At 41.2% G+C, this 24619-nt stretch carries 17 protein-coding genes and 1 pseudogene; 9 read left to right on the top strand and 9 right to left on the bottom strand.

The features are described from left to right. Positions 1-465 precede the first annotated feature (465 nt). Positions 466-2457 (top strand): serine hydrolase domain-containing protein, encoded by a 1992-nt coding sequence (locus tag ACYVIL_RS18680; RefSeq protein WP_460314103.1) that lies wholly within the window; start codon positions 466-468, stop codon positions 2455-2457. 149 nt (positions 2458-2606) lie between these two features. On the opposite strand, the gene ACYVIL_RS18675 is transcribed toward ACYVIL_RS18680, so the two are convergent. Together ACYVIL_RS18675 and ACYVIL_RS18670 are read right to left on the bottom strand one after the other, a co-directional pair. Beyond that, a complete protein-coding gene (locus ACYVIL_RS18675; RefSeq protein WP_460314101.1) occupies positions 2607-3329 on the bottom strand; it encodes a tetratricopeptide repeat protein in 723 nt (240 codons plus the stop codon). A gap of 286 nt (positions 3330-3615) precedes the next feature. Further along, a complete protein-coding gene (locus ACYVIL_RS18670; protein ID WP_460314099.1) occupies positions 3616-5706 on the bottom strand; it encodes a TonB-dependent receptor in 2091 nt (696 codons plus the stop codon). A 247-nt stretch (positions 5707-5953) separates the two neighbouring features. Here ACYVIL_RS18670 and ACYVIL_RS18665 point away from each other — a divergent pair, with 247 nt between their 5' ends. After that, on the top strand, positions 5954-7297 hold the full coding sequence (locus ACYVIL_RS18665; RefSeq protein WP_460314097.1) for a hypothetical protein: 1344 nt from the start codon (positions 5954-5956) through the stop codon (positions 7295-7297). Between the two features lie 81 nt (positions 7298-7378). Here the strand turns inward: ACYVIL_RS18665 and ACYVIL_RS18660 are convergent, their stop codons facing one another. From ACYVIL_RS18660 to ACYVIL_RS18650, 3 genes are all read right to left on the bottom strand, one after another. Next, positions 7379-7552, bottom strand: coding sequence for a hypothetical protein (locus ACYVIL_RS18660; protein WP_303475033.1), 174 nt, complete (start codon positions 7550-7552; stop codon positions 7379-7381). Between the two features lie 218 nt (positions 7553-7770). Next, the gene (locus tag ACYVIL_RS18655) at positions 7771-8508 is read right to left on the bottom strand and encodes a cupin domain-containing protein (RefSeq protein WP_460314095.1); all 738 of its coding nucleotides are present in this window, start codon (positions 8506-8508) and stop codon (positions 7771-7773) included. A gap of 39 nt (positions 8509-8547) precedes the next feature. Beyond that, entirely contained in the window at positions 8548-9855 is a 1308-nt protein-coding gene (locus ACYVIL_RS18650) for an MFS transporter (protein WP_460314093.1), read from the bottom strand. Positions 9856-10177: 322 nt separating this feature from the next. Between ACYVIL_RS18650 and ACYVIL_RS18645 the strand changes: the two genes are divergently transcribed. From ACYVIL_RS18645 to ACYVIL_RS18635, 3 genes are all read left to right on the top strand, one after another. Then, positions 10178-11173: a hypothetical protein gene (locus tag ACYVIL_RS18645; RefSeq protein WP_460314091.1), complete on the top strand. Its 996-nt coding sequence runs from the start codon at positions 10178-10180 to the stop codon at positions 11171-11173. 248 nt (positions 11174-11421) lie between these two features. Further along, positions 11422-13143 (top strand): thiamine pyrophosphate-binding protein, encoded by a 1722-nt coding sequence (locus ACYVIL_RS18640; RefSeq protein ID WP_460314089.1) that lies wholly within the window; start codon positions 11422-11424, stop codon positions 13141-13143. Between the two features lie 205 nt (positions 13144-13348). After that, positions 13349-14476 carry a DcaP family trimeric outer membrane transporter gene (locus ACYVIL_RS18635; RefSeq protein ID WP_303475022.1) on the top strand — a complete coding sequence of 376 codons (1128 nt, stop codon included), beginning with the start codon at positions 13349-13351 and terminating at the stop codon, positions 14474-14476. On the opposite strand, the gene ACYVIL_RS18630 is transcribed toward ACYVIL_RS18635, so the two are convergent. Then, positions 14473-15378: a LysR family transcriptional regulator gene (locus ACYVIL_RS18630; protein WP_460314086.1), complete on the bottom strand. Its 906-nt coding sequence runs from the start codon at positions 15376-15378 to the stop codon at positions 14473-14475. The two genes, ACYVIL_RS18635 and ACYVIL_RS18630, sit on opposite strands and share 4 nt — an antisense overlap. Positions 15379-15555: 177 nt before the next feature. On the opposite strand from ACYVIL_RS18630, the pseudogene ACYVIL_RS18625 reads away from it, so the two are divergent. Further along, positions 15556-17262 (top strand): annotated as a pseudogene (locus ACYVIL_RS18625) (L-lactate permease). A gap of 124 nt (positions 17263-17386) precedes the next feature. Further along, entirely contained in the window at positions 17387-19090 is a 1704-nt protein-coding gene (dld, locus tag ACYVIL_RS18620; protein ID WP_303475016.1) for a D-lactate dehydrogenase, read from the top strand. 52 nt (positions 19091-19142) lie between these two features. On the opposite strand, the gene ACYVIL_RS18615 is transcribed toward dld, so the two are convergent. Beyond that, entirely contained in the window at positions 19143-20486 is a 1344-nt protein-coding gene (locus ACYVIL_RS18615; protein WP_460314084.1) for a methyl-accepting chemotaxis protein, read from the bottom strand. A gap of 197 nt (positions 20487-20683) precedes the next feature. Further along, positions 20684-20878 (bottom strand): nitrate/nitrite transporter NrtS, encoded by a 195-nt coding sequence (gene nrtS, locus ACYVIL_RS18610; protein WP_368411646.1) that lies wholly within the window; start codon positions 20876-20878, stop codon positions 20684-20686. A gap of 374 nt (positions 20879-21252) precedes the next feature. On the opposite strand from nrtS, the gene ACYVIL_RS18605 reads away from it, so the two are divergent. Both ACYVIL_RS18605 and ACYVIL_RS18600 read left to right on the top strand, forming a co-directional pair. Beyond that, positions 21253-21750, top strand: a complete 498-nt coding sequence (locus ACYVIL_RS18605) for a hypothetical protein (RefSeq protein WP_460314082.1) — start codon at positions 21253-21255, stop codon at positions 21748-21750. Positions 21751-21872: 122 nt separating this feature from the next. Further along, complete coding sequence (locus ACYVIL_RS18600; protein ID WP_460314080.1) at positions 21873-22256, top strand: hypothetical protein; 384 nt, start codon at positions 21873-21875, stop codon at positions 22254-22256. A gap of 40 nt (positions 22257-22296) precedes the next feature. Here the strand turns inward: ACYVIL_RS18600 and ACYVIL_RS18595 are convergent, their stop codons facing one another. Further along, positions 22297-24348: an ATP-binding protein gene (locus ACYVIL_RS18595; protein ID WP_460314078.1), complete on the bottom strand. Its 2052-nt coding sequence runs from the start codon at positions 24346-24348 to the stop codon at positions 22297-22299. Between the last annotated feature and the right edge of the window lie 271 nt (positions 24349-24619).

The following is a 24619-nucleotide window of genomic DNA, read 5'->3' as shown; positions in this document are numbered from 1 at the left end:
CGGCATCACGCCATTCGATTACCTGATGTACTTACTAGAACAGGTCAGCCAGCCACATTACGATATCGAGCAATTGCTACCATGGGAATTTGCTAAACGCTAGGTGGGATTGGCGAACGCTTACGGAGGAGCTTCGATTAGCTTTAGTTGATAATCGCGCAGCGCGAGGCCGCAGGAGTTACTAAGACACCCATGTTTAGGAGATACCAAGACACCCATGTTAAGGGGGGGAGCTTCGATTAGCTTTAGTTGATAATCGCGCAGCGTGAGGCCGCTGTTTTTAAGGAGTTCGTCCAAGTAGATTGAGTTGTAAAAATTCGTGAGCAACCACAAAATTAAAAAGTGTGCTTTAACCCAATGGCTATGCACCTTGTATGATTGCTACCTTGTGCTATACCTTAATTTACTTTTAGTATCGGTTAACTCAAACGCTCATATAAATTTTATTCAGTAAGGGAATACATAATGAATCACTTTATCGCTTTAGCCGTTTTAGTCACTTTGTCTGCGCCATTCAATCTTAGTGCTAAAGATACGCATGTTCTACAACGACTCCAAAGCGTGAAAAAAGAATTAAAAGAAGGGGAGTCGCATAATTACTTTATCAAGGCGGCAGAAAATCACTTTATTTTTGGAGAAGTTGAGCAAGACACAATCGATGTGAAAATTCAGTTATTTGACCCTAAAGGGACAGAAATTAAGGCCTACAATAGCACTGAAATTGGTAGTGAGCCTTTTACATTAGATACTAAAAAGGCTGGCGATTATAAAGTCGTTGTCAGCTCGTTTGGTGAAAGTGCCGCTGGCCGTTACTCAATACAATTAGTTCGTAATGAGGCCATCCCTGAGGACCCTGATAAACGCCTCGAACAATTACTCAGCCCATACGATAAGGAAGCGACTCCTGGTGGGATCATTGGTGTGTTTGAAAAGGGGCAGACTACCCACGTTCATTCCGCAGGTATGGCAAATATTGCCCATGGTGTTGCATTTACCCCCGACATGCCAACCAATATTGGTTCTGTTTCAAAGCAGTTTACTGGGATGGCGATGCTACTACTTGAACAGCAAGGAAAGTTAAGCTTAGACGATAATCTTCGGCAGTATTTTCCGGAACTGCCAGATTTTAGCGCAGACATTACCATCAGAAACCTTCTTACACATACCTCGGGTTTACGTGAAATATTTGATTTTTTAGGGATGCGGGGGTGGACGGGCGAAGAATTCATAGACAAGCATCAAGCTATCGAAATAGTGAAAAAGCAAGCAAAGTTACAATCCGCGCCTGGCGAGAAAATGAATTATAACAACACAGGCTTTATTTTAATGGCACTGCTTGTTGAACGCGTTAGTGGACAGCCATTTTCAGACTGGATGCAGGCAAATATTTTTGAGCCACTCCATATGAAAAACACTTATGTAAGACGGGATCCTGGCCATATTATCCCCAATGCGGTTCAAGGATACGATAATGATAAAAATGGCTTTCGAGAAGCTGGAGATTTGTATTCCGCACCGGGAGCCGGTGGTATTTATACTACTGTTGCTGATATGGCAAAGTGGTCCCAGAATTACATCACTGGCGAGTTGGGTGGAAAGGAGCTGATCACTAAATTAACGACGCCTGGCGTACTTAATAACGGTGAACCGCAAACTTATGCATTAGGTTTGGGCGTCGAAGATTATAAGGGATTATTACGCTACGAACACGGTGGTGCTGATATGGCGCATTATACTAACTATGCATTCTTTCCCAAACTTGAAAAAGGGGTGTTTTTAAACACCAATAATACAGCTTTTAACATGGCTATGTGGAATCAAGTCGTTGACTTGTTTTTTGGCAAGGATTTTACCGAGTCATCGAAAGAAATTGATAATCAAGAAGATATAAGCAGTCTTAGTTTATCCCCAGAATATTTAGCGCAGTTAGCAGGGAAGTTCAAATCAGAATTGCTCGGAATGACTGTGGAGATAATGGCTTCAGACTTACAGCTTAAAATGGTCTTTGACGATAGTAACGCCATGCCCATGATAGCGCTCTCTGAAACGGAGTTTGCGGTGAGCGATGGACAATTCAATGTGCGCTATTCGATGAAAAATGAAAAAATAAGTGGCATCTCCATTAAACCCGGTCTCAGTTCGGATCGTTACGAGTTCACAAAACTCGACATATTTGAACCTACAAAAAAGCAATTGGCTGACTATACAGGTAAGTACTTTTCGAATGAGTTAGAGGTACTTTACACCATCGGCATGAATGAAGAGGATAGCCTCACGCTAAAACTGTACAATCTCCCTGAATTGACCTTAGTTCCGTCGGAACCAGATGTGTTCAGCGAAACGACCACTATATACAGTGATTTGAGTTTCATTCGAGATGCAAGTGGCAAGGTAACTGGAATAAGCCTCAGTAATGGCCGTACCCAGGACGTGATGTTTGAGCGTATGTCCTTGTAAGTTTTCAGAGCGGTTGTATGGGAAGCTCAGCATGCACAGTTATTGGCAAATAACTTGGGGTGAATGAGTACTTTTCCCTACAAGCAGCTTGGCAGACGAGGTCGAAACCTATTCAACCATCAAGTTAGCTCTGGATCAGAGGGACTAAATTACCTATTTAATCGCTCTAGTCGATTTAATCTGGTTAGAGCGATTTTAGCCTTGGCATAGCCTCTTTCTGCCGATTCTTGATACCAGCGTTTTGCTGTAGCGCGATCTTGAGCCACGCCTTTTCCGGCCTCATAGCTGAGCCCTAATTGGTACTGGGGAATGGCATCGCCTTGCTCTGCTGCCTTGAGCCACCACTTTACCGCTAACTCATGGTTTTGTTCAATTCCCGCTGCGAAAGCATAAGCGTTTCCTAAATTATGTTGTGCCAATGTGTTACCCAGTTTGGCTGCTCGTCGATACCATTCAACGGCTTCTTGTGAGTTCTCATTTTTTCCTAGCCCTTCGGCATAAGCGGTTCCCATCAAAAATATAGCCTCTGGAACCTGTTGCTCAGCTAATTCTTCTACTTTAGAAATCACACTTCTAGCAATTTCCTTTGCCTTGTCTTTATCTGCTGGATATCCCATTCTGCCGGTTGAATATACCCTTGCTATCCACATAACGGCCAAAGGATCTTGAGTAGATGCTGCAATTTCAAGTAGTGCTTTCGCCTTGGCATCGTCTACTTGCCCCGTTGCACCTATATACCATTTTATTGACTCTTCTAGTTTGCTATTAATTTGATAGGTTTGTTGTGCACTAGTGTGAAAAGAAATTGAGATGAAAAGAGCGATGAGCAAGAAGCATGATCGAAGAATAGACAATTTATTATAGTTTTTCATTTTAATCCTAAGGCTTATGCTGTGATTGTTGAAAATTGAGCGTTGAACAGATAAATAAAATACACCTAAACTAATGAGTTACTACTAGCCTGTGTAATTTCGTTTTAGAGTACAAGTTAATAGAGCATGGCTCAATGTACTTTTAAAATGAATATTTTGATAAGCAAAATAAGGAAGAAAAAGGTGGTGAATGGCGTAAATAAAAACCGCCCTTATCATGTTATTTAATAAGGGCGGTAATACAGTGCCTTTGTTTAAAAAGCTTAACCAAAGGCAAACTAGTTGTTTAGAAAGATGCTTTAACAGCAAGCCTTGCTGTAGTGCCATCACCTATAGTGACATTATTGGTACCACCACCTGCTAAGTAGTCCTCATCTAACAGGTTCTCAATGTTCAAACGAAAATCAACATTTTTGCCCATTAAGTTTGTGCGGTAGGTTGCACCCACATCAACACGTGCATAACCGTCTTTGGTAACCGTGTTGGCATTGTCAGCAAAACGCTCACCTTGATAGAAAACACCGGCATTCAGGGATAGTTTTTCATTCACTTCATAACGAGACCAGATTGAAGCCGACCATTTAGGGGCATCTGCAGGAGTATTACCCTGATAAGTTTCATCTACTTCATATTCTGCATGTAAATACATAGCAGATGTCATCACGAACCACTTGTCGGTAACAGCACCTTGAGCAGATATTTCAAACCCTTTGTGGGTTTGTAAACCAGATTGAGTCGTCACTGTTTCATAATCTGGATCATCATTTAGTTGCTCAGAAATTAACGTACCTGATTTTTCAATATTGAAAATGGCGGTATTCAACAACAGACGATCTGATACTTCCCATTTAGCGCCAACCTCAATTTGCTTAGAGGTGGTTGCATCGATTTCCATACCAAAGTTTCTGTCTAACTCATCTTCAATGGTTTCACTTGATTGCGGCTCGAAACCTTCTGAGTAGTTTACGTAAATAGTGCTGTTTTCAGCTGGGTGATAAAGCACACCAACTTTTGGCAATAATGACTCGTTATCAGCTCCTTCACGATTTTGTTTGTCGTAACGACCGCCAATGGCTACTTGCCAATGATCATTAAAGGTCATTAGATCTTGGAAATATACACCATAATAATCGTACTCAGTGGTACTTAAGGTTTCATCTCTGTGATAATCAAGATCAGGTAGTGAAGGCTCAACTTCACCAGGCGTGAAGGTAATTGTATCGCCGCGCTCAATTAATTGCCCATAGTAATAATCCAGACCATTGGCGCCAAATAAAAGGTTATGCTCAACGCCACCAATATTCACATCACCATTGAAATCGATAAAGGCGGTTTTAAATTGCCAATCATCAAAACGGTCATAAGGGTTAGAGTTATAACTATCCCCTGCTTGATAACCCGAGGGTAGGCTAGGTGAAGACTCAAAGCGTTCACGTTCGAAAGTTTGTTCGTTATAACCTAGTTTTACTTGCCACTCAGGGTTAATGAAGTAGGTTAATTTAGCGCCAATATTCTCTACAGTTATATCGGTAAAGGCCCAAGAAAAGTCATTGATCGTGTGTTTTTCACTGACGATTTCACCGTTATCATTTAGCCATGCACCTGTGTCTAAACCGGCTTTGTCGTTTGTGCGATCGTAATAAGCATTGATTATAAAGTCGTCGCTAATTTTATGTTCAAGTACCAGTGAACCTAAGAAGCGGTCACGTTCACGAGTTTCACCGTTTTGGTAATCACGGTCAAAATTAACGTCTTGTTTGACTAAAACGGCACGGTAGTTTGTGTCTGCCATGATTTCGCCACCTGCATCTAACATGAAGCGAGTAGACCCAAGTTGGTCAGTATCTGCAGATACTTCTAGAAGACGTGATTTGGTTGGTTGTTTAGTCACCATATTGATCAAGCCGCCAGGTGCAGATTGACCATATAAAATGCTCGAAGGTCCTTTAATTACCTCTACGCGAGATAAGGTTTCGATAGGCTGCTGATAGTGCGACCAATGCTGGTGGCCGTCACGTAGGTAGCCAGTAGAAGAACTTAGTTCAAAGCCTCGAGAGCTGAATACTTCGCGGTTACGTTGCTTAGAGCCTGGAGATAAACTAGCGTCATTGTTCAGCACTTCACCCAACGTAGTCGCCAACTGTTCATTAATGATCGTATCAGGAATGACGGTGACTGACTGGGCAGTTTCTAGGAGAGGAATATTACTACGCATCGCACCAGATGCATCCTGCACTTGATAATCATTAAAATATGAACCATTTACGCTAATGACCTCAAGGTCTTTTTCGCCATCGCTCGAATCCGGCGCTTGTGCGGCACTTGACAGAGAAATTAGCCCTAAACTAACCCCAACGAAAATCTGGTTTAAACGCATGAAAAGTCCTAAATTTTTTATATTAATCGACGAAGGACCGAGATATTAGCACAAACACGAATGATATCAATTCTTATTTGCAGTGTTATTTGTGTGTTGATTACTATGGTTTTGACTGATTTAAGCTTTCAGGCGCTGATTGTTATCAATGGATTTGAACAACAGCACCAGTGTTATACAATCAGTAGGAATTTCAAAGAAGCGCGGCGAAAGCATTGTTCGCGCAAATCAGATTTAGGAAGTTAATTTGAAAAGATCAGCGATTTTAGCCGTTTTACTTGTGAGTTTGGCTGCCTGTAAGGTTGCCACTAAAGATAATCAAATGATGAGCACTCAGATGGAAGATGAAGTTATGCAGCCAGCTATAAACAGTATAGCCACTGACTATGTAAAGCTCGTATTGGAAGTTGGACAATTCGATAGTGATGTTGTTGATGCTTATTACGGACCAGAAGATCTTAAACCTGCTGAATTAGAGAAAGGTTCTGATTTCCCTGCAGCAAGCCTTAAAGCCAAAGCACAGTTATTAACTAAACAACTTTTAGCTTTGCCTACAGACGCACTGTCAAAAGAGCAACAAGTTCGATTAACTATGCTTAAAAAACTGCTCATTGCGATTGAAACTAAAATTACTATGTTAGATGGACAAGAGTATGTTTTTGAGGAAGAAGCCAAGTTGTTGTACGACACTGTCCCTCCTAAGTTTCCACTGTCTCACTTCGATAGTTTATTAGCGCAACTCGATACCTTAGTGCCAGGTGAAGGGAACTTATCAGAGCGTTATACCGAGTTCACCAGTCAATTTGTTATTCCAAAAGATAAAATTGATATGGTTTTTAGAACTGCCATTGCAGAAGCGAGAAAAAGAACGTTATCGAAAATATCCTTGCCTGAACACGAGAACTTTGTATTGGAATATGTGACCGACAAAGCGTGGAGCGGTTACAATTATTATCAAGGCAATGGGCAAAGTTTAATTCAAATAAACACCGATTTTCCCATTTATATTACACGGGCAATTGATCTTGCTGCCCACGAAGGGTATCCGGGGCATCATGTTTTCAATGCGTTATTGGAACAAAAATTAGTGAACAAAAATAAGTGGGTGGAGTATTCAATTTATCACTTATTTTCACCTCAATCACTTATTGCTGAAGGTAGTGCCAATTATGGCATTGACGTGGCGTTTCCGGGGGAGTCTAGGCTGCAATATGAAAAACAAGTACTGTTTCCATTAGCGGGGTTAGATGCAAGCAAAGCAGATTTGTATTACCAAGTTCTTGACTTGGTTAGTGAGCTTAGTTACGCAGGTAACGAAGCGGCAAGGCAATATTTGAACGGCGATATTAGCAGAGAAGACGCCGCCGAAATCATGGTTAAATACCAATTGTATAGTCCAGAAAAAGCGTTACAACGCACCCGGTTTGTGGATAAATATCGTAGTTACGTTATTAACTATAATCTTGGCAAAGACTTAGTGGCTGAATACGTAGAATCAAATGGTGGTACTGCTGATCATCCTGATAAGCGTTGGCAAGTATTTGAAGAACTCTTAAGTACCCCGAAAACTGCAAGCATGTTAGAAAAATAACAAAACGGCATAAAACAGAGGTAATTTTTCATTTCAAGGGTTGCCTCTGTCCATGCGCAAACACGCTATTGGGGAAGGATGTTATGTGTAGTACATGATTAGTTGAATCACTACCATTATGACTAAAAGTGGCAGTATCCAGCGACTCATTTTCGACATTTGCTCTGCAGATAATCTAAAATTCGAACGCTCGAGTAATGGAATTACGATCAACAAAGAAGCAAACAATACGCCTAAAATAATTAAAACCGTCAAATTTTACTCCTCCTGTTACCACGCTATTCTTCAATACCAATCCAATATCGACAAACTAAAGTGCGAGGCTTATTTATAATATACACAATGGGGGAGACGAGAAGTAATTCAAGTAGATCAAAAACAGAGCTTGGAATAGATTATACCGTTCAATCAGTGGAGTAGTGAAACATAACGCCACCACCAGGCGATAATGAAAGGTAAATATACCTAGTTAATTATCCACCGGTTGAGGAGTAAACTAATGTGTCTTCGGTTACTTTTAAAGCCTGTACCGGCTTTCCTGGATGTCTAAACCAGTAATCACCTTTGCGCCAAATAGTGCCGTCTTCCGCCTCTACTTGTCCTTCTAGTATGAAGCCTTCGTTATAGGTTTCATAGCCTGACTCTCGAACGGGAACTGTTAAACCTTTATAAAACCGAATTAAACAGGATCCCTCTTTACTTAGTTTATCTTCACTCAGCACAAATCTGCGGCCAATCGTTTTCTGGTTAGGCCCTATTAATACTGGCCAGTTATTTTCAATTGGCACCTTGGTGTAAGCAAAGTCTCTTGTACTGGTTTTGTTATCAATATAAAAAGGCTCGTCTTTTGCTATTGCTTTTGGATAATTGAAGTCCAGGTTGCGCGGTGAGCGTCCAATAAAAATTGTTTCTGTTGGAACTGCACTTTTAAAACCGTGCACAAGATAGGGAGGGTGATAAACATAGGATTGGTCACTAAGCCAAGTCTTGTGATCAAAGGTCATTTTTCCCTCAAGTATAAACAGTTCTTCGTAAACTGTATGGTAATGAGGAATGCTAGGTGGATTCGCGCCTTCTTCAGGTACAAAGCGGAAAAGAGCCGTTCTATCGCCGCTATCTTCATTAAAGTTGAGCATTTTACAATAGACGCCTGAGGACAGTTTATCCCAAGGCAGTGCATCAGAGCTTAAATGGTCGATATGATGTCGCATAGTTTTACCTGTACTGTATTTACTAACTGCAGTTCTTTTTTAGTTAGCGGGTTCAGCCGTTAAGGTTTCTATTGGATTAGTCATTTCGTGATTAACTTTATGCTTACCAGCTAGAAAGAAAAACAAACCGGAAGCTATCAATCCTGAACCTACGAAAATGGTATACATCCAATGCCAGCCCATAAATTCTACAAGACGGGTTGTCACTAACGGGGAAACTAGAAACCCTGCATTTACACAGGCTGAACCACAAATTCCCATCGTTGAACCACGTAACTTGGGATGAGATTGGTTCATCAAAAATACAATAGCAATGGAAGCAGTACCGTTTACAAAAATCGCCATAATTGAAAAAACAATAAGATCTTGCCACTGTGATTGAGGCAGCCATATGGCGATGACCAACATGATTGCCCCAAGTGTTGCAAAGGTTAATGTTGTTGCTCTTAATGATAAATAACGTCGACTGATATAAGCGGATAATAGATAGCCGACAATACCAACCACTTGTAGCGTTCCCATTATTAGTGCTGCCATCTCACCGCTATAACCTCTAGCGACTTGAAAAAATGTGGGTAAATAGAAAATTTTGGCACCTGAAGCCAGTCCATAACAGAAAAATGCTGCGCAGAAAGCAAGGGCAGTAAATCGGAAGCTACCTGAAAAAATGTCCTTAATTGAACTCGTATTTTGTGCGCTAGCATCATCGTCAGACAATTTAGGATTATTGGGCAAACTCAAAGTAAACAACAGTACCAGTGGCGCGACAATAAACCCCATCATAAAAATCATACGCCAGCCATTATCTAACAATAACGCAACGACTAAAGACGCGAAGAACCATCCAAATGGATAACCACATTGCAGCAAAGAGATGAACCAAGTTCGATTCTTGTCTGAGCTATAATTAGCCACCATGGAAGCAATAATGGGCACTAACGCTGCGCTTAAACCGAAGCTCAGTGCGCGTAGGATAATAAACCCTTGTTGCGAGGTGGCAAGACCCTGTAAACCAACTAATATGGCAGATAACCCCATACAGATTAATAGCATCCAGCGGTGACTCCAGCGGTCAGCTAAAACCCCTGCTATTGGGGCAATGATCATCGCCGCCAAAAAAGATATTGAGATTATCGATCCTGTGTCATTAAGTGAAAAAGCAAAGGTCCCCATTATGTCTGGTAATACGTAGCTAAATAATGACTGGTCCATATTTGTAAGGGTTGAACTTAAAATCGCGATAACGAAAACAAAGATGCCAATATTACGTGCACGCCATTGCATAAAAGCGTTGCCAATTGGTTTTGATTCATTGGTTGGGTTAGGGGTACTTTTGGAATTAATCATTCACAGGACTCTTATTAATAACGTCTTTTTTTTGACCATATCAGTTATCTAAATATATTGATATATGTATAGGTTTAATTTTTTGTGTTTTTAACAGGTGATTTCAGAATGGGTAAATAAATTTAGATTGAAACCTAATCGATATTAAAAAGAGGAGGAGGCTGACGTTTAATATGAAGCAGCGACACCAGCTGATATTGCTAAATTAGATTAGATCATATTTGTCTGTCTCTGAGTTTTGAGTATTGACAGTAAATCTCTTTTTTTCCCGCTGCGTATCCTTCATACTTGCGCCACTTTCATTTTAGGCAGCTAAAACTTCATGTTAAAACGGAGTATTTTGAGACTAGTTGGCTCGGCAATCATCGTATCGATAACGATTATTGGCACTTCTATTCATACCTTGTATAGCAAAAAAGAAATTAATATTGATCCCAAATTACATGAAATTTCAGGGATTGAAATTGATAAAAAAAATCGTTTGTGGGCCATTAATGATAGCGGGGATGACCCTAAGCTGTATCAGATAAATCAAGACGGTTCGATTGCTAAAGAAATATTAGTAACCAATGCTAAAAATGTTGATTGGGAAGACATGACTCAAAATAGTTTTGGGCATTTTTTCCTTGGGGATTTTGGTAATAATGATAATAGTCGCAGGTGGCTAACGATCTATAAAATCGAAAACCCCATTGATATTAAAGGCAATACTACAGAAGCTGAAATTATTAAGTTTACCTACCCAGATTTAGATGATAACCCAGTCACACCAGAAAACAGGAATTATGACTTAGAGGCTTTTGTTGAATTGGACAGGCACCTCTATTTGTTTACTAAAAACAGAACTGAGCCCTTTGATGGCATCACTAACGTTTACAAAGTAGGTGATCATGCTGCTAACTTTGATGCTGAATTAATAGGATCATTTAAAACATGTACAACCTTGGGAAAGTTATGCTGGATCACATCTGCCGCACTAAGCCCTAATCGTAAACAGTTGGTGCTTTTGGACTCAACCAGTATTTGGTTATTTGAAAACTTTGAGGGAGATAATTTTTTTAGCGGCGATGTATTTCGCATTGATTTAGGGATCGTCACGCAAAAAGAAGCCGTTACCTTTTTGGATGACAACACCATTGTATTCACAGACGAAGCGTTTAAAGGCATTGGTGGCAATGCTTATGTTATCAAACTTGATGAAGTCGAAAAGATTGTCGTTCGACGTCGAGCTGAAAATATCCCTAAACAAGCACCCAAAGTAATTAAAGGGTCTGAAACTCGAAACCAAAAAAACAAAATTCTTAACGAAAACTCTTAAAAAAAACTCTTAAGACACCCACCGCTTTTCTCACAAACAACACTGCTGCCAGCTTAGTGTCTATTTAAGTAGGCTGCATCCAACCTGCATTTTGACTAGCCTACTTTGCGTTTCAAATTGTTCGTCTTGCATCAATTTGGGTATTCACCTATACGGTATTTAACAATTTTTGTTTTATATTTTATTGAATGATACATTGTTATGCTAATAATTCTAATATGTCAGCTCAGAGCTTTAAGGAATTAAAAATGTCGCAGGTCCAACAAACATCAGGCGGCTCATTGCTGGCTGATAGATTGCACGCCACTGGTGTGAAAACCATCTTTTCTCTCGCGGGTGCGGGACATACTCACTTATTACTACCCCTTGAAGATTTAGGTGTTCGGATAGTCAGTACCCGTCATGAAAGCGGGGCAGTCGGGGCGGCTGACGGTTACGCTAGGGCTACTGGTGAGATTGGCGTTGCCGCAATTATTGCTGAACAGGGTTTACCCAATGCCGTTTCTCCTATATCAACTGCAATGCATGCTGGTTCTCCTTTAGTCGTGCTTGCTACTCGTTTTCCCGATAGCTGGGTTGAAGCCGATGGAGAAGTACCTGTTGATCATCATCAGATGATTTCAGGGGTGTGCAAATGGGTCAGAACGGTTCCATCAGCAGATAAGTTAATTGAATATTTTGATACTGCATGTCGCATTGCTACAGCAGGAAGACCTGGTCCTGTGGTGCTAGTGATTCCGCAAAATTTCTTGATGGCTCCCTGTCATCCTTCGATTGTTGAACTTCCTCATGTTCCCAATCCTCCCATTGTCAATGCCACAGACATTAGAAAAATTGCAGATATGATTGTTGCAGCCAATCATCCCGTTGTCCTGATGGATTCAGGAGCCGTGCCGAAAAAAGGCGAAGAAGCCAAAGTCTATGCGGCATTGAATAAATTCAATAAAGACTTCGATGTACCTATATTTACCTATGGCCAAGCTCGTGGATTGATTCCAGAAGATAACGAATCTGTATTGCCTTGGCCGTTTGGGCAGCTCGTTTTGCCCGAAATAGATTTACTGATCGTGGTGGGAACCCGTTTAAATATGTGGTTTGGTTTCGGGCGAGCTCCGCGGTTTCCTGAGAACATGAAAACAGTACAAATTGATATTGAGGCAGAAACTATCCATCGTAATAATCAAGTCACTTTTGGTGCCGTTGGTGATCCTGCTACTGCAATTCAAGATCTGGCTTTAGAGTTGAATGATCGTGGTTTTTCTGCGGGCAGTTTGCATTGGTTAGATGATGCATTGGCTGAACGTAAGGCGCTGGTTGAAGAACGAAAAAGCGGCAACAATAAAGAGATTCATGCACTTGAACTTATTCAGCAAGTTGAAAAAAATCGACCTAAAGATGGCATCTTTGTTGGTGATGGCGCAGATATTCTAAATTGGAGTCAAGCACTGGTCAGAATTGCTCGACCCCGTGGTTATTTAGATCACCACCCGCTAGGCTCTATGGGGGTGTGCTTGCCTATGGCTTTAGGCGCTGCTGCGGCAGAAAGAGACATCGCCACTGCCCAAAACCGTGCGCCAAAACGCACTACTTTATTAACTGGTGACGGCTCATTAGGTTTTTATATTGCAGAGCTCGATACTATTGCTCGGGAAGGCTTACTTCTTACTATTATTGTCGGTAATGATGCCCAGTGGGGTACAGAGGTGCATGGACAGCGCTTGATGACAAAGCGTACCGTCAGTACAGTATTGGACTGGGTTGATTACGCTAAAGTAGCTCAAGGATTCGGGCTTGAAGCACATACGGTTAATACGCGAGACGAATTAAACGGGGCTATCGAACAAGCTTATACGGATACGGGACCTAAATTGGTAAATGTTCGTATTGATCCTGCCGCCGGTATGGAGCTGAAAATAAACCCTCAACTTACTTTTCTAATCTTTAGTGACTTAGCGCCACCTAATCGGTAAGGCTTGCTGAACTTTTCGTTTACTTAATTGGTATTTCACAGCGACAGTTTGATTTTTTCAAACTGTCGTAGCTAAGACACAAGCATCTAAACCCTCCTTATTACATCATTTTTGGAAATAATCCTTTGCCAATTGCCGCATATATCGTGCGCCCATTAATCTGTACATTGCCGTGTAATATTTTTGTTAAAGAACGGTTGGTTTTATGTCTTCAAAATTTAAAAAGGCTACTATTGCCGCAATATTCGGCATTTACATAGTTACGCCATTTTCCCACGCAATTGAAATTTTTCATCAAGATGATGGTGAACACGTTACTACAGTGAGTCTTGGTGGATACGCGAAAGTAGATCTTCGTCATGTTAACGGAGATGTTGCGTATCAAGATTATTGGGTGGGTAATTTCCCTGGCGGGGAAGCGACTGATACTTCTCATACCGGGTTCAACGTGCGCGAGTCTCGAATAAACATGAAGGTTAGCCATGATGATGTGTCGGGTTTCTTTGAAATTGATTTCTATGGTGGAGGCGGCAATGAGATTATCAGCAACTCATCGAACGTTAGGATTCGCCATGGCTTTATAAATTATCAAAATTGGTTGGCAGGTCAGACGTGGAGTACCTTTATGCCGCTCAATGTGATCCCTGAAACCCTAGACTTTGGTGGTCCTCACGTAGGCGAGGTATTCATCCGTGCCGTGCAGCTTCGGTATACCTATGGAAATTGGCAGTTCGCCGTTGAAAACCCTGAAACCTGGGGGGATGATGATGTTGGAACACCCTCTAGTGCCCTTGGTCTTACGGGTGATGAAGCCGATGCCGATGAGTCTATTCCTGATTTTGTCGTGCGCTACAATTATCAAAATGATTGGGGCTCATTCGCGGTTGCTGGTTTATTGCGTAAGGTCGATCAAGGCGGCATAAATGAAACCACTGCGGCACTCAATGTTTCAGGTAAAATTGATTCAGTGGGTAAAGATGATTTTCGCTTTCAGGTTACCCTGGGCGAACCCGGCCGTTATGCTTCTACAGCCTTAACTACTGATATTGTGGTCAATCCTGATAACCAGCAAATTGAAGTGGAGCAGTCTTTAGTTTATACCTTAGCTTACCGTCACTATTGGAGTGAGACTTTGCGCTCAACGGCGTTCTACGGCGCAGCTGAAACCGATGTTGCTGAGAAAAAACGTGCCCATTGGGGGCTGAATCTTATCGAATCATTAACTGACTCCTTAAATGTTGGGGTCGAGGTGGGCAATTATCGTGTTGCTGATCCAGATATAGAAAGTGTCAGTTCAAACTATTTACAATTCTCGGCGCAGTACTCATTTTAATAAAAATATTCCTTTTTACGCTGCAGTGCTTGGCGAAAATGCTCAACCAAAAGGTTGAGCATTTTGTTGGGTTGCCGAGTTTTGGGATACACCGCGTAAATTCCTAAATTTTTGGCTACAAAGGGACTTAGCAAGGGGACTAAATGGCCAGACAATAGCTCTTCATGAATAAGTGCTCTGGGAAGATAAGCAATACCAAAACCACTTAATGCACTTTGTTTTAACGTATCCAATGTATTTGTTCTAAAACGACTGTTTACCTGCACGGGATAATCTTGGTCATTTACATGAAACTTCCATGCTTCCATTTTTTTGTCTTCGTATTTGTATAATACACACTGATGTCTGAGTAAATCGTCTGGGTGCTCAGGGGTGCCATTCCGATTTAAGTACTCAGGACTTGCACATACTATCCAAGAGGAATCTATTAACCTTCGACCAATTAAGGATGAGTCTTCAAGATCAGCGGTTCGAATTGCGAGGTCATAACCCTCATCCAACATGTCAACTACACGGTTGCTCACCAATAATTCAACATCAACCCCAGGGTATTGTTCGCAAAAATCTGTGAGAGCTTGATTAAGCACCAAATTAGCGGTGACGACAGGCATGGTGATGCGAATTTTACCTCTTACGATGCTGCCAAATCCAGATACCACATCTTGCGCATCTTGAATTGCTTGCTGTGCCACTATGGCTTTTTGATAGAGAGCTTTTCCTGCTTCGGTAAGGCTCAATTTGCGTGTTGTACGGTACAACAACTGCACATTAAGCGCTTTTTCTAAGCGAGCAATACGTTTGCTCACGACAGACATCGTAATCTCGTGTTTAACCGATACTTTTGAGAAAGATCCTTCTTCTACAACAAATACAAATAAAAGGATATCGTCAGCTTTAACCATGGTAGGAGCGTTCTATTATGTCAAAAAAGGAAATAATCATATCGTTAAACCTTATATATTAACAGCCTGTTACTATTGTAGAGTCCATCACAAGATTTTAACTATCAATTAACAATGGTTCGAAGCACGCTTTAAGGTGATTTGACAGCGTATTGTTTACGTTTGAGAGGATGAAGAATGAGTGATATTGGACTCGGGTTGTTAGCCTTAGCACCCATTGGTTTGTCGGCGCTTTTACTGCTTGGTTTACAATGGCCTGCTAAAAAAGCCATGCCGGTAGTGTTAGCCCTAACTATCTTGTTAGCCTTTTTTGTCTGGAATATGACAGCAACTCGGGTCACTGCATCGATTATTCAAGGTTTAATCGTCACTGTCTCTGTCATGTGGATTGTGTTTGGCGCAATATTTTTACTTAATACATTAAAATATACGGGGGCTATTCAGACAATTCGCCAAGGTTTCGCGCAAATATCTCCTGATAGGCGTATACAAGCTATCATTATCGCTTGGTGTTTTGGCACTTTCTTAGAGGGGGCTGCGGGCTTCGGCACACCAGCAGCTATCGCAGCTCCATTGTTGGTTGCATTAGGGTTTCCTGCGATGGCAGCGGTACTCATTGGTATGATGATTCAAAGTACCGCAGTATCATTTGGTGCAGTAGGTACTCCCATTATCATTGGTATCAATAACGGTTTAGACTCAGCCAATATCAGCTCATTACTCGCCGCTGAAGGGTGGTAATGGTCGCAATTTATTCAACATATCACCTCCGAAGTCGCAATTATTCACGCGTTAGTTGGCACCTTCATGCCGGTGTTTATGGTTATTATGCTAACTCGTTTCTTCGGTGCTAATCGCAGTTGGAAAGAAGGGTTTGAAGTCTTGCCATTCGCCATATTTGCAGGCTTAGCCTTCACCGTGCCTTATGCGTTAACTGGTATTTTTCTTGGCCCAGAATTTCCGTCTTTGGTAGGAGGCCTTGTTAGTTTGGTTATCGTTGTGAATGCAGCGAAAAGAGGTTTTTTAATGCCTAAAACCACTTGGCGTTTTGCTGAAAAATCTGCATGGCCTAAAAGCTGGATTGGTAGCATCAATCTTGATACTAGCAACGAAATTCAGCATAACCCTATGTCGCAAACAAAAGCTTGGACTCCTTACTTAATTGTTGCTGGTTTACTGGTGATTTCTCGTGTATCCCCAGAGATAAAAAGTTTTCTGGCGAATATGAGTATTGGTTTAACGGATATTCTCGGTGAGCAAGGAGTTAGCGCAGCATTTAGCCCCCTTTATCTTCCCGGTGGTTTACTCATTATTGCAGCGCTTACTGCGATTCTGTTACAAAGCAAAGGTAAACAAAGACACTTAGCGTTTAGTAGTGCATTGTCGGAATCAAATAAAACCATTATCGGCGCAGGCATGGTGCTTATGTTTACGATCCCTATGGTGCGCTTATTTATTAATTCTGGCGTAAATATAGGCGACATTCCGAGTATGCCGATGGCGAGTGCGCAATTATTTGCTGATATGTTAGGTGACGCGTTTCCGTTAGTGAGCCCCACAATAGGTGCATTAGGAGCATTCATTGCAGGCTCAAATACTATTTCTAATATGATGTTCAGCCAATTTCAATACGAAGTGGCAATGAACTTACATTTATCGCCATCTTTAATTATTGCAGGGCAAGCTGTCGGCGCAGCAGCAGGTAATATGATTGCTATTCATAACGTTGTTGCTGCTAGTGCGACTGTTGGTTTATTAGGGCAGGAAGGTGCTACCTTGCGAAAAACCTTATTGCCAACTTTTTACTATGTTTTAGTGGCAGGGTTGCTGTTGATGTTTGCTACTTACATATTGAATATTAGCGGCCCGCTAACCTCTGGATAGCGTTCTCTATGCACAATGAGTGAGGCCATTTTAGCTCGTTTGTTTCGAATTTAGCCTGTCTGTGTCAGGCCCGTAGAATATATTTATCACACTTATAGATAGGTGGTAGTTGGAGAATTACAAAATGAATCATGACTCTGTTATTTCACAGTTTAAATCAATATTGAATGATGAGCATGTCACAACGGGAGCCCGTGAAACGGAGCACTATCGTTCAGGCTGGCGCTCAGGTCAGGGAAAAGCACTAGCCGTAGTGTTTCCACAGACGTTAATACAGTTTTGGCAAGTGCTTGAGGTGTGTGCGCAAAACAACTGTATTATTATCATGCAAGCGGCTAAAACCGGCCTAACCGAAGGTTCTACACCCAATGGTAATGATTACGATCGTGAAGTTGTGGTTATCAATACCTTGGCAATGGATAAATTACTTATTTTAGGCAGTGGCGAACAAGTTATTGGTTTTCCAGGAACAACCTTGCACTCTCTCGAGAAAACCTTGAAGCCCCTTTCTAGGGCACCACACTCAGTTATCGGTTCCTCAATGTTAGGTGCATCTATGGTGGGTGGCGTGGCGAATAACTCTGGTGGTGCGCTGGTGAAGCGCGGACCTGCATATACTGAGTTATCTCTGTTTGCACAAATTAATGAGCAGGGTGAGTTACATTTAGTGAATCACTTAGGCATTGATCTTGGAGATTCTCCAGAAGAAATTTTAAATAATCTAGAGCAAGGTAACTTTGATCACAACAACCTGAATACGGACAAGCTGGCTAGTGCATCTGATTATCAACAGCGCGTTCGCGACGTTGATGCCGAAACTCCTAGCCGATTCAATGCTGATACAACTCGTCTTTATGAAGCCAGCGGTTGTGCAGGTAAACTTGCTGTATTCGCTGTTAGGCTAGATACCTTTCCAGTGGCCAAGCAAGAAAAAACCTTTTATATCGGTACCAATAATCCCGATACCCTGACTGAGATTCGACGACATATCTTAAGTGAGTTCAGCAATCTACCTGAGGTAGGAGAGTATTTGCACAAAGATATTTTTGATGTGGCCAAAGACTATGGCAAAGATACCTTTTTAAGTGTTAAGTATTTAGGAACAGATAGGCTCCCTAAAATGTTTGCCTTAAAGGGCCGAATCGATGCGGTTTTGAATAAAATATCCTTTATTCCTAAATTCATGACCGACCGGGTGATGCAAGTGGTTGCTAAACTTTTTCCATTACATTTACCGGCTAGAATGATGGCGTTTAGAGCTAAATATGAACATCACCTGATTCTGAAAATGAGTGATGATGGTATCGCCGAGGCACAACAGTTTCTAGCAAATTATTTTGTCGATAAAGCGGAGCGTGGGGGCTATTTTGAGTGCACCGATAGTGAGTCTAGCAGTGCGTTCTTGCACCGTTTTGCAGCTGCAGGCGCGGCCATTCGTTATGAATTACTTCATCAAAAGGAAGTCGGTGAAATACTGGCATTAGATATTGCACTGCGCAGGAACGACCGTCACTGGGTAGAAGAGTTACCGCCGCATATTATGGATAAAATTGATAAAACACTCTATTACGGTCATTTCTTTTGCCATGTATTCCATCAAGATTACGTGCTTAAAAAAGGTGTCGACGCGAAGCTACTCAAAGCTGATATGTTGGCAGTTCTTGATAACAGAGGTGCTAAATATCCGGCTGAACATAATGTTGGACATTTATATAAAGCCGAAGACGGATTGCAACAATTTTATAAGTCATTAGATCCTACCAATACCTTCAATCCAGGTATTGGTAAAATGGATAAATATAAACGCAATTGCTCCTGCTGTATTTAGAAAAATAAAGCCCTACAGCCTGGTCTTTTAAGTGCGGTGATATTTCACCAGCCTAGGCTGTTTTAAAGAATCCCACCTCTTTGTTGAGCTTTTCTGCAAGTTTATCCAAGGCTATGGTGGCTGCGTTGTTCTGCTCTAAGGAATGGACTGTTTTCTTGTTGATTTCATCTATTTGTGCCATCACTCCATTTATGGTGGCTATCACATCTACCTGGTCAGAAGCCGTGTCGGCCACTATAGTCGCATTGCTATAAGAGCTATTCGCACTCTCTTCAATTTCCTCTAATAAGCCCATGGCATTGTGCGTTTTTGTCTGGCCATCTTCGACTTTAGGTAAGGTATTTTGCATAACAGTTACTGCAGTGGATGTTTCTCGTTGGACTTCTTCGATGGTTGATTGAATTTCACTGGTAGCTTCGCCTGTGCGCAGCGCGAGTTGTCTAACTTCATCTGCTACTACTGCGAAGCCGCGGCCAGACTCACCTGCACGAGCAGCTTCTATCGCCGCATTCAGGGCAAGCAGGTTCGTTTGATCAGATATGCCGTTGCTGACATTGGTGATGCCGCCGATTTGATTGGTGAGTGCTTCTAATTTGCTTATTTGATCAACCGCTTGAGAGACGGTTGTAGTGACATTTTTCATGGCGTCTACGCTCAAAGACATAGAGTCTATGCCGTTGTTGGCTCTTTCCACCATGCGTTTGGCATTGACTTTGTTTTTGGAAGCGGTTTCAGATACCACCAAGATATTTTCTTTCATGTCACTTAATCGGGTTCGGGTGCTTACCGTTAACTGATCTTGTTCTTGAGCAAGTAGGAGAATATCGTTTGACCCTTGAGTTACCACGGTTGACTGCTGTTTCAAGTCTTGTGAGGCTCCAACAATTTCCAATACGGTTTTGCGCAGTCGTTCTTGCATTTTGGACATAGTGGCTAACATACTAAACTCATACTTAGTGCTGAGTGATTGCACCAAGTTACCTTGTGCTATTTTCGTAAGAGACGCTGCTGCGATAGCAGGCTCAGCCCCAAGTGATGCTTTCACACTATTGGCAATGATGTAGGCCACTAAAATCGCAAGTATCAACGCGCTAAGGGTGAGGAGCAGCATAGTGGTCTTAAAGGTGGCCGCATTTTCTAAAATATCGTGGGTAGCCTCGATGTTTTTAGCTTCTTGTAAATCAATAAATGCATTAATACTTTCCAACCATTGCACAAAGAGCTGGCTCCCGCCATTTTTAAGCAGGGTTAAAGCATCCGCGTTTGTTTGCGCGACTTTAGAGCTTATGACGTCTTGTATTACCCTTTCGGTTTGCTGTTGAAGGGAATCGATTTTTTGTAATATGGTATTTTCTTGCCCACTAAAAGCCGTACCGGAGGCTTGCATAGTTTGCATTTTGTCATAGTCGTTAGTGTGCTACCGATCATATTGACGCGATAAATGCCAACCAGCGTTAGTATTATCATTAGCAAAATGACTACACTGAAGCCAATAAGTAAACGTGTATTGATACTAAATTTATTAAATATATCCATGCTCTTTCCAGTTTAAAGATAGACTGTTTAGGCCATCTACAAGTTTAGGGTTGGTATTTACTTGGTTGCCATTCGGGCTGCGCTGCTTGAGTATATAGATACACAAAAGGGCACTATGTAGGTAAGGATGACCTTGAACCAAACGAGTTCTGCATCACCAAAAATGGCTTCTGCTTGGTTTATCAGCGTCAGTAATGTGCCTACTACAATACTAATTATAATTGCTGTCTTAAATTGCTGTGCGGTAGACATATTAATGACCTAAAAGCATATGGGTTAAATTTAGTTTCAATTTGAAAAACAACGGTTTAGAAACCTAGGTGTAAACTTCAATATTCGACTAGTTAAGAACTGTGTAATTACTGAAAACTTTCACTATATTCATTTTTTATTGTTAGCAATAAAACTTTAGGTATTAAAATCCTTAACCTCAGTAACGCTAATTGTAGTTTAAATCAGCGGTTATTCTATTAGACTAAAGCAGTGTAAGCATGCAGTAGCGCATTAAGTTGTTCAGTAAATCTAAAATGGCAAAAGGATCGGAATGCAACATTTTGGTTGAACCTATGTTTATCCTTTAGGTCACAGACATAGCCGTTTTAGTTCACCTCTTTGGAAATCGATTTATGTCTTACCGCTATTTATTTGTCACTGTATTTTTAGTCATGGGTTTGTCAGCTTGCGCTGGCAGGCATGAGAGGCATCAGGAAGCAGAAAATGAATTTACAACAGAAATTCATTCCGATGGTTCGAAACGCTTCGTTGTCGCAATATTTTATCAGCAGGACAAGGCCGGTGGCGGACGCGGTGAAGGAAAACGCGAAGGTAAAAAAGGCGGTGGCGGCGGTGGCGGCCGTTCTGGACAGGGCCAAACTGGTCGTGGTCGATCTGGCTCACAGGAAGACAGTTCGCAAGTGGATTCTGTGCAGCGTAGTGAAGGCGGATCAGATGAAGAAAAGCGTGAAGCTATAATGGATTTGTTAGAACAGAAACTGGCTGAAACAGAGTATTGTCGACATGGCTTTATTGAGCTGGATTATTCGCAAATGCGCAGCAGAACTGAACTTGTCGGTGAGTGTCAAGAAAGCGCCTCAGAACAAGATAAACAACGTTGGGACTCGTAATCTCAGAAGGTTCATAGTCTAACTTTGTCTTTTATTCAGACGCTTCCATGCTAAATTGCTATTCTTAATAATACCCACAGTGATTGTTTTTGAATAGCAATTGATTATGCCTTGGAGGCAATATGAAATATCTTTTAATAACCCTGTTTATACTCTTTAGTTTTACTGCCAATGCTGAGGATACTAGTATTGATAGCGAAAGTGTTTTAGTGACCGTAATCCTAAAACATCAGCAAGACAAAAGTTTGACTGAATTGCAAGCCATCCAAGATAAAAGCGAATTTTGGCAATCATTTCCCCCTGAAGGAATGAAAATCGAATCTTGGTATGTAGCGATGGGATTAGGGCAGGTAATCACGTTGCGAGTTTCACCTAAAGATCTGCGAACCTTGAACTTGGCAGTAGAAAAATCTGCATGGGGATCTTTTACTACTGAATTTTATCCTACTTATGAATTTCAAGAAATTGCGAAAAATATTAAAGCCAGCAAAGCTAAAACAAAATAGACATCTAACAATTGCGCTAGCCTTGATTGATTAATCGGGGCTAGCTAAACCTTTCTATCATGGAATACAATTTTTCTTGTTCAATGGGTTTAGAAAGATATTCATCCATGCCAGAAGCAATGCATTTTTCTCGCTCATCTGACATGGCGTTTGCAGTCAGGGCAATAATTGGAATTTCGTCTGCGGGGGCCGACATTTGCCGAATATGTTGGGTGGCTTCATAACCATCCATGTTAGGCATCTGACAATCCATTAAAATTAAGGAGTAGTGACGATCAAATTTAATTGCATGTTTCATAATTGATAAAGCTTCGGTGCCATCCTTAACGATGTCGAAATGAATATGTCGCTGTTTTAACATTTCCCCAATAACTACCTGATTAATTTCATTATCCTCAACGATTAAAATTTTCAGGTGGCTCAGATCGCTGACTAAAGGTTTTACTCCTAATGCCCCTGAGATTTGCTCAACATCATCCACCAGGGCAACATTGATGTTAGCTTGGAACTTACTGCCTTTGAGGGGGGTACTTTCAACACTAATATCTCCCCCCATTAACTGACATAACTTGCGTGTGATGGAGAGTCCTAATCCGGTACCGCCAAATTTACGAGTGGTTGAAACATCTGCTTGATTGAAAGGTGAAAAAAGATTGTGCAACTGGACTTTTTCCATTCCAATTCCTGAATCTTCAACCGTAATGGAGAGCTTAGCCCGGTTATCTTCTTGTACCGTCAGATGGCTGGAAATTTTCACATTGCCTTGAGGAGTAAACTTGATGGCATTAGAAAGCAGGTTGGAGCAGATTTGACGCAATCGAGTGGGGTCGGAAATGGCAACAACTTTATTAGTTGCTTCGAAATTTTTAACTAAATCAATCGATTTGTCTTGTGCCCGAGGGATAAATATATCAACACAGTTATTGAGCAACTGATTGACATCTATGGTTACCTCTTCAAGGTTTAATTTATCTGAGTCAATTTTAGTAAAGTCTAAAATATCGCTAATAATGCCAAGTAAAGAGGTAGCACTGTCTTTGGCTAATCCTAAGAATTTTTTTTGCTTAGAATCAAGATGAGAACTTTCCAAAATTTGTAGCATGCCCAGCACGCCGTTAATGGGAGTGCGAATTTCATGGCTCATGTTGGCTAAGAATAAACTGCGAGCTTCGAGGGCTAGAGAGAGTTCTTTATGTCTACTCTCCAGCTGAATTCGATTATTAACTTGGTCAGTAATGTCTTGAAAAGCACCAACGAGCCTGACACATTTACCGTTATCTAGCTCTGCTTTGCCCTTTACTGTTATCCATTTCTCGGTGCCTTTTTGAGTGATGATCTCGAATTCCCCGGAAAAGTGTCCACCACTTGCTATTGCATTGTTAATATATGAAGTAATTCGTTGTTGGTTTTCTCCCACCTTGTAAAACTTCAAGCCTTCTTCTAAAGCAGGTTCATAATCTTGGTCAACTTCGTGAATTTTTTTAGTTACCGCTGACCAAAACAATTTATTTTCAATTAAATCCAGTTCCCATGCTCCAACATCAGCAACCTGCCCCATTTGCTCCAAGATATTCTGTTGTCGAGTCATAGCTTTTTGCTGAGCCTGAAGCAAATCGATCTTTTCGTAACGAGCAATTTCATTGGCGACCCAATGTGAAAGTAGCTCTATAAAATCATGGTCTTCTTGACTAAAGGGAGCTGAACGAGGAGCGCTAGCAGAAAAGTTAATGGTGCCATAACGTCTTCCTTCGACTATCAGCGGAGCACCTATATAACTTTCTAAACCAAAATTTTTGTAACAAGGATGCTGGGCGATTCGGCTCTTCCCTGCATGATAAAAAGACAGCGCATGATTGGTTTCTAGGGTATGCAAACAGTAAGTTTCAGCAACATCGAATGTTGTTCCTGGGAGTAGATCATCGTCTGGGGAAATGGCATACCTAACAGTGTAAATCTCGTCAACAATTTCACTAATAATTCCCAAATCCAAGTGGAATACTTCAGCACCTAGTTTCAATAACGAAACCATTTTTTCAGAATTTGAAAGGGAATTATCTGAGGTGATTTGATACAGCTGTTTTAGATTACGCACCGCAATGTTTGTCCTTCGAAATTTATCTCACTGATAGATCTAAATTAAGCGTTTAATATGAAAATTATAGTTGAATGGGGAATAAATTTACCAGTTGTTAATGGCAAATTAACGTTTTGCCGTTCACGTTTCAAACTCAACCTAATATAAACGTAAGTTGGGAGATTTTAGATCATTTTTCTAGAAAATAATTTTCTTAATTTGTGGGCAAAGAGAATAAAACTATAACATAGTGCTTGATGCAGAGGTACAAGATGGCCTTAACTAAAAT

It is taken from the genome of Aliiglaciecola aliphaticivorans, from assembly GCF_054782055.1.
This window is presented reverse-complemented; position numbering and strand designations above follow the sequence as displayed.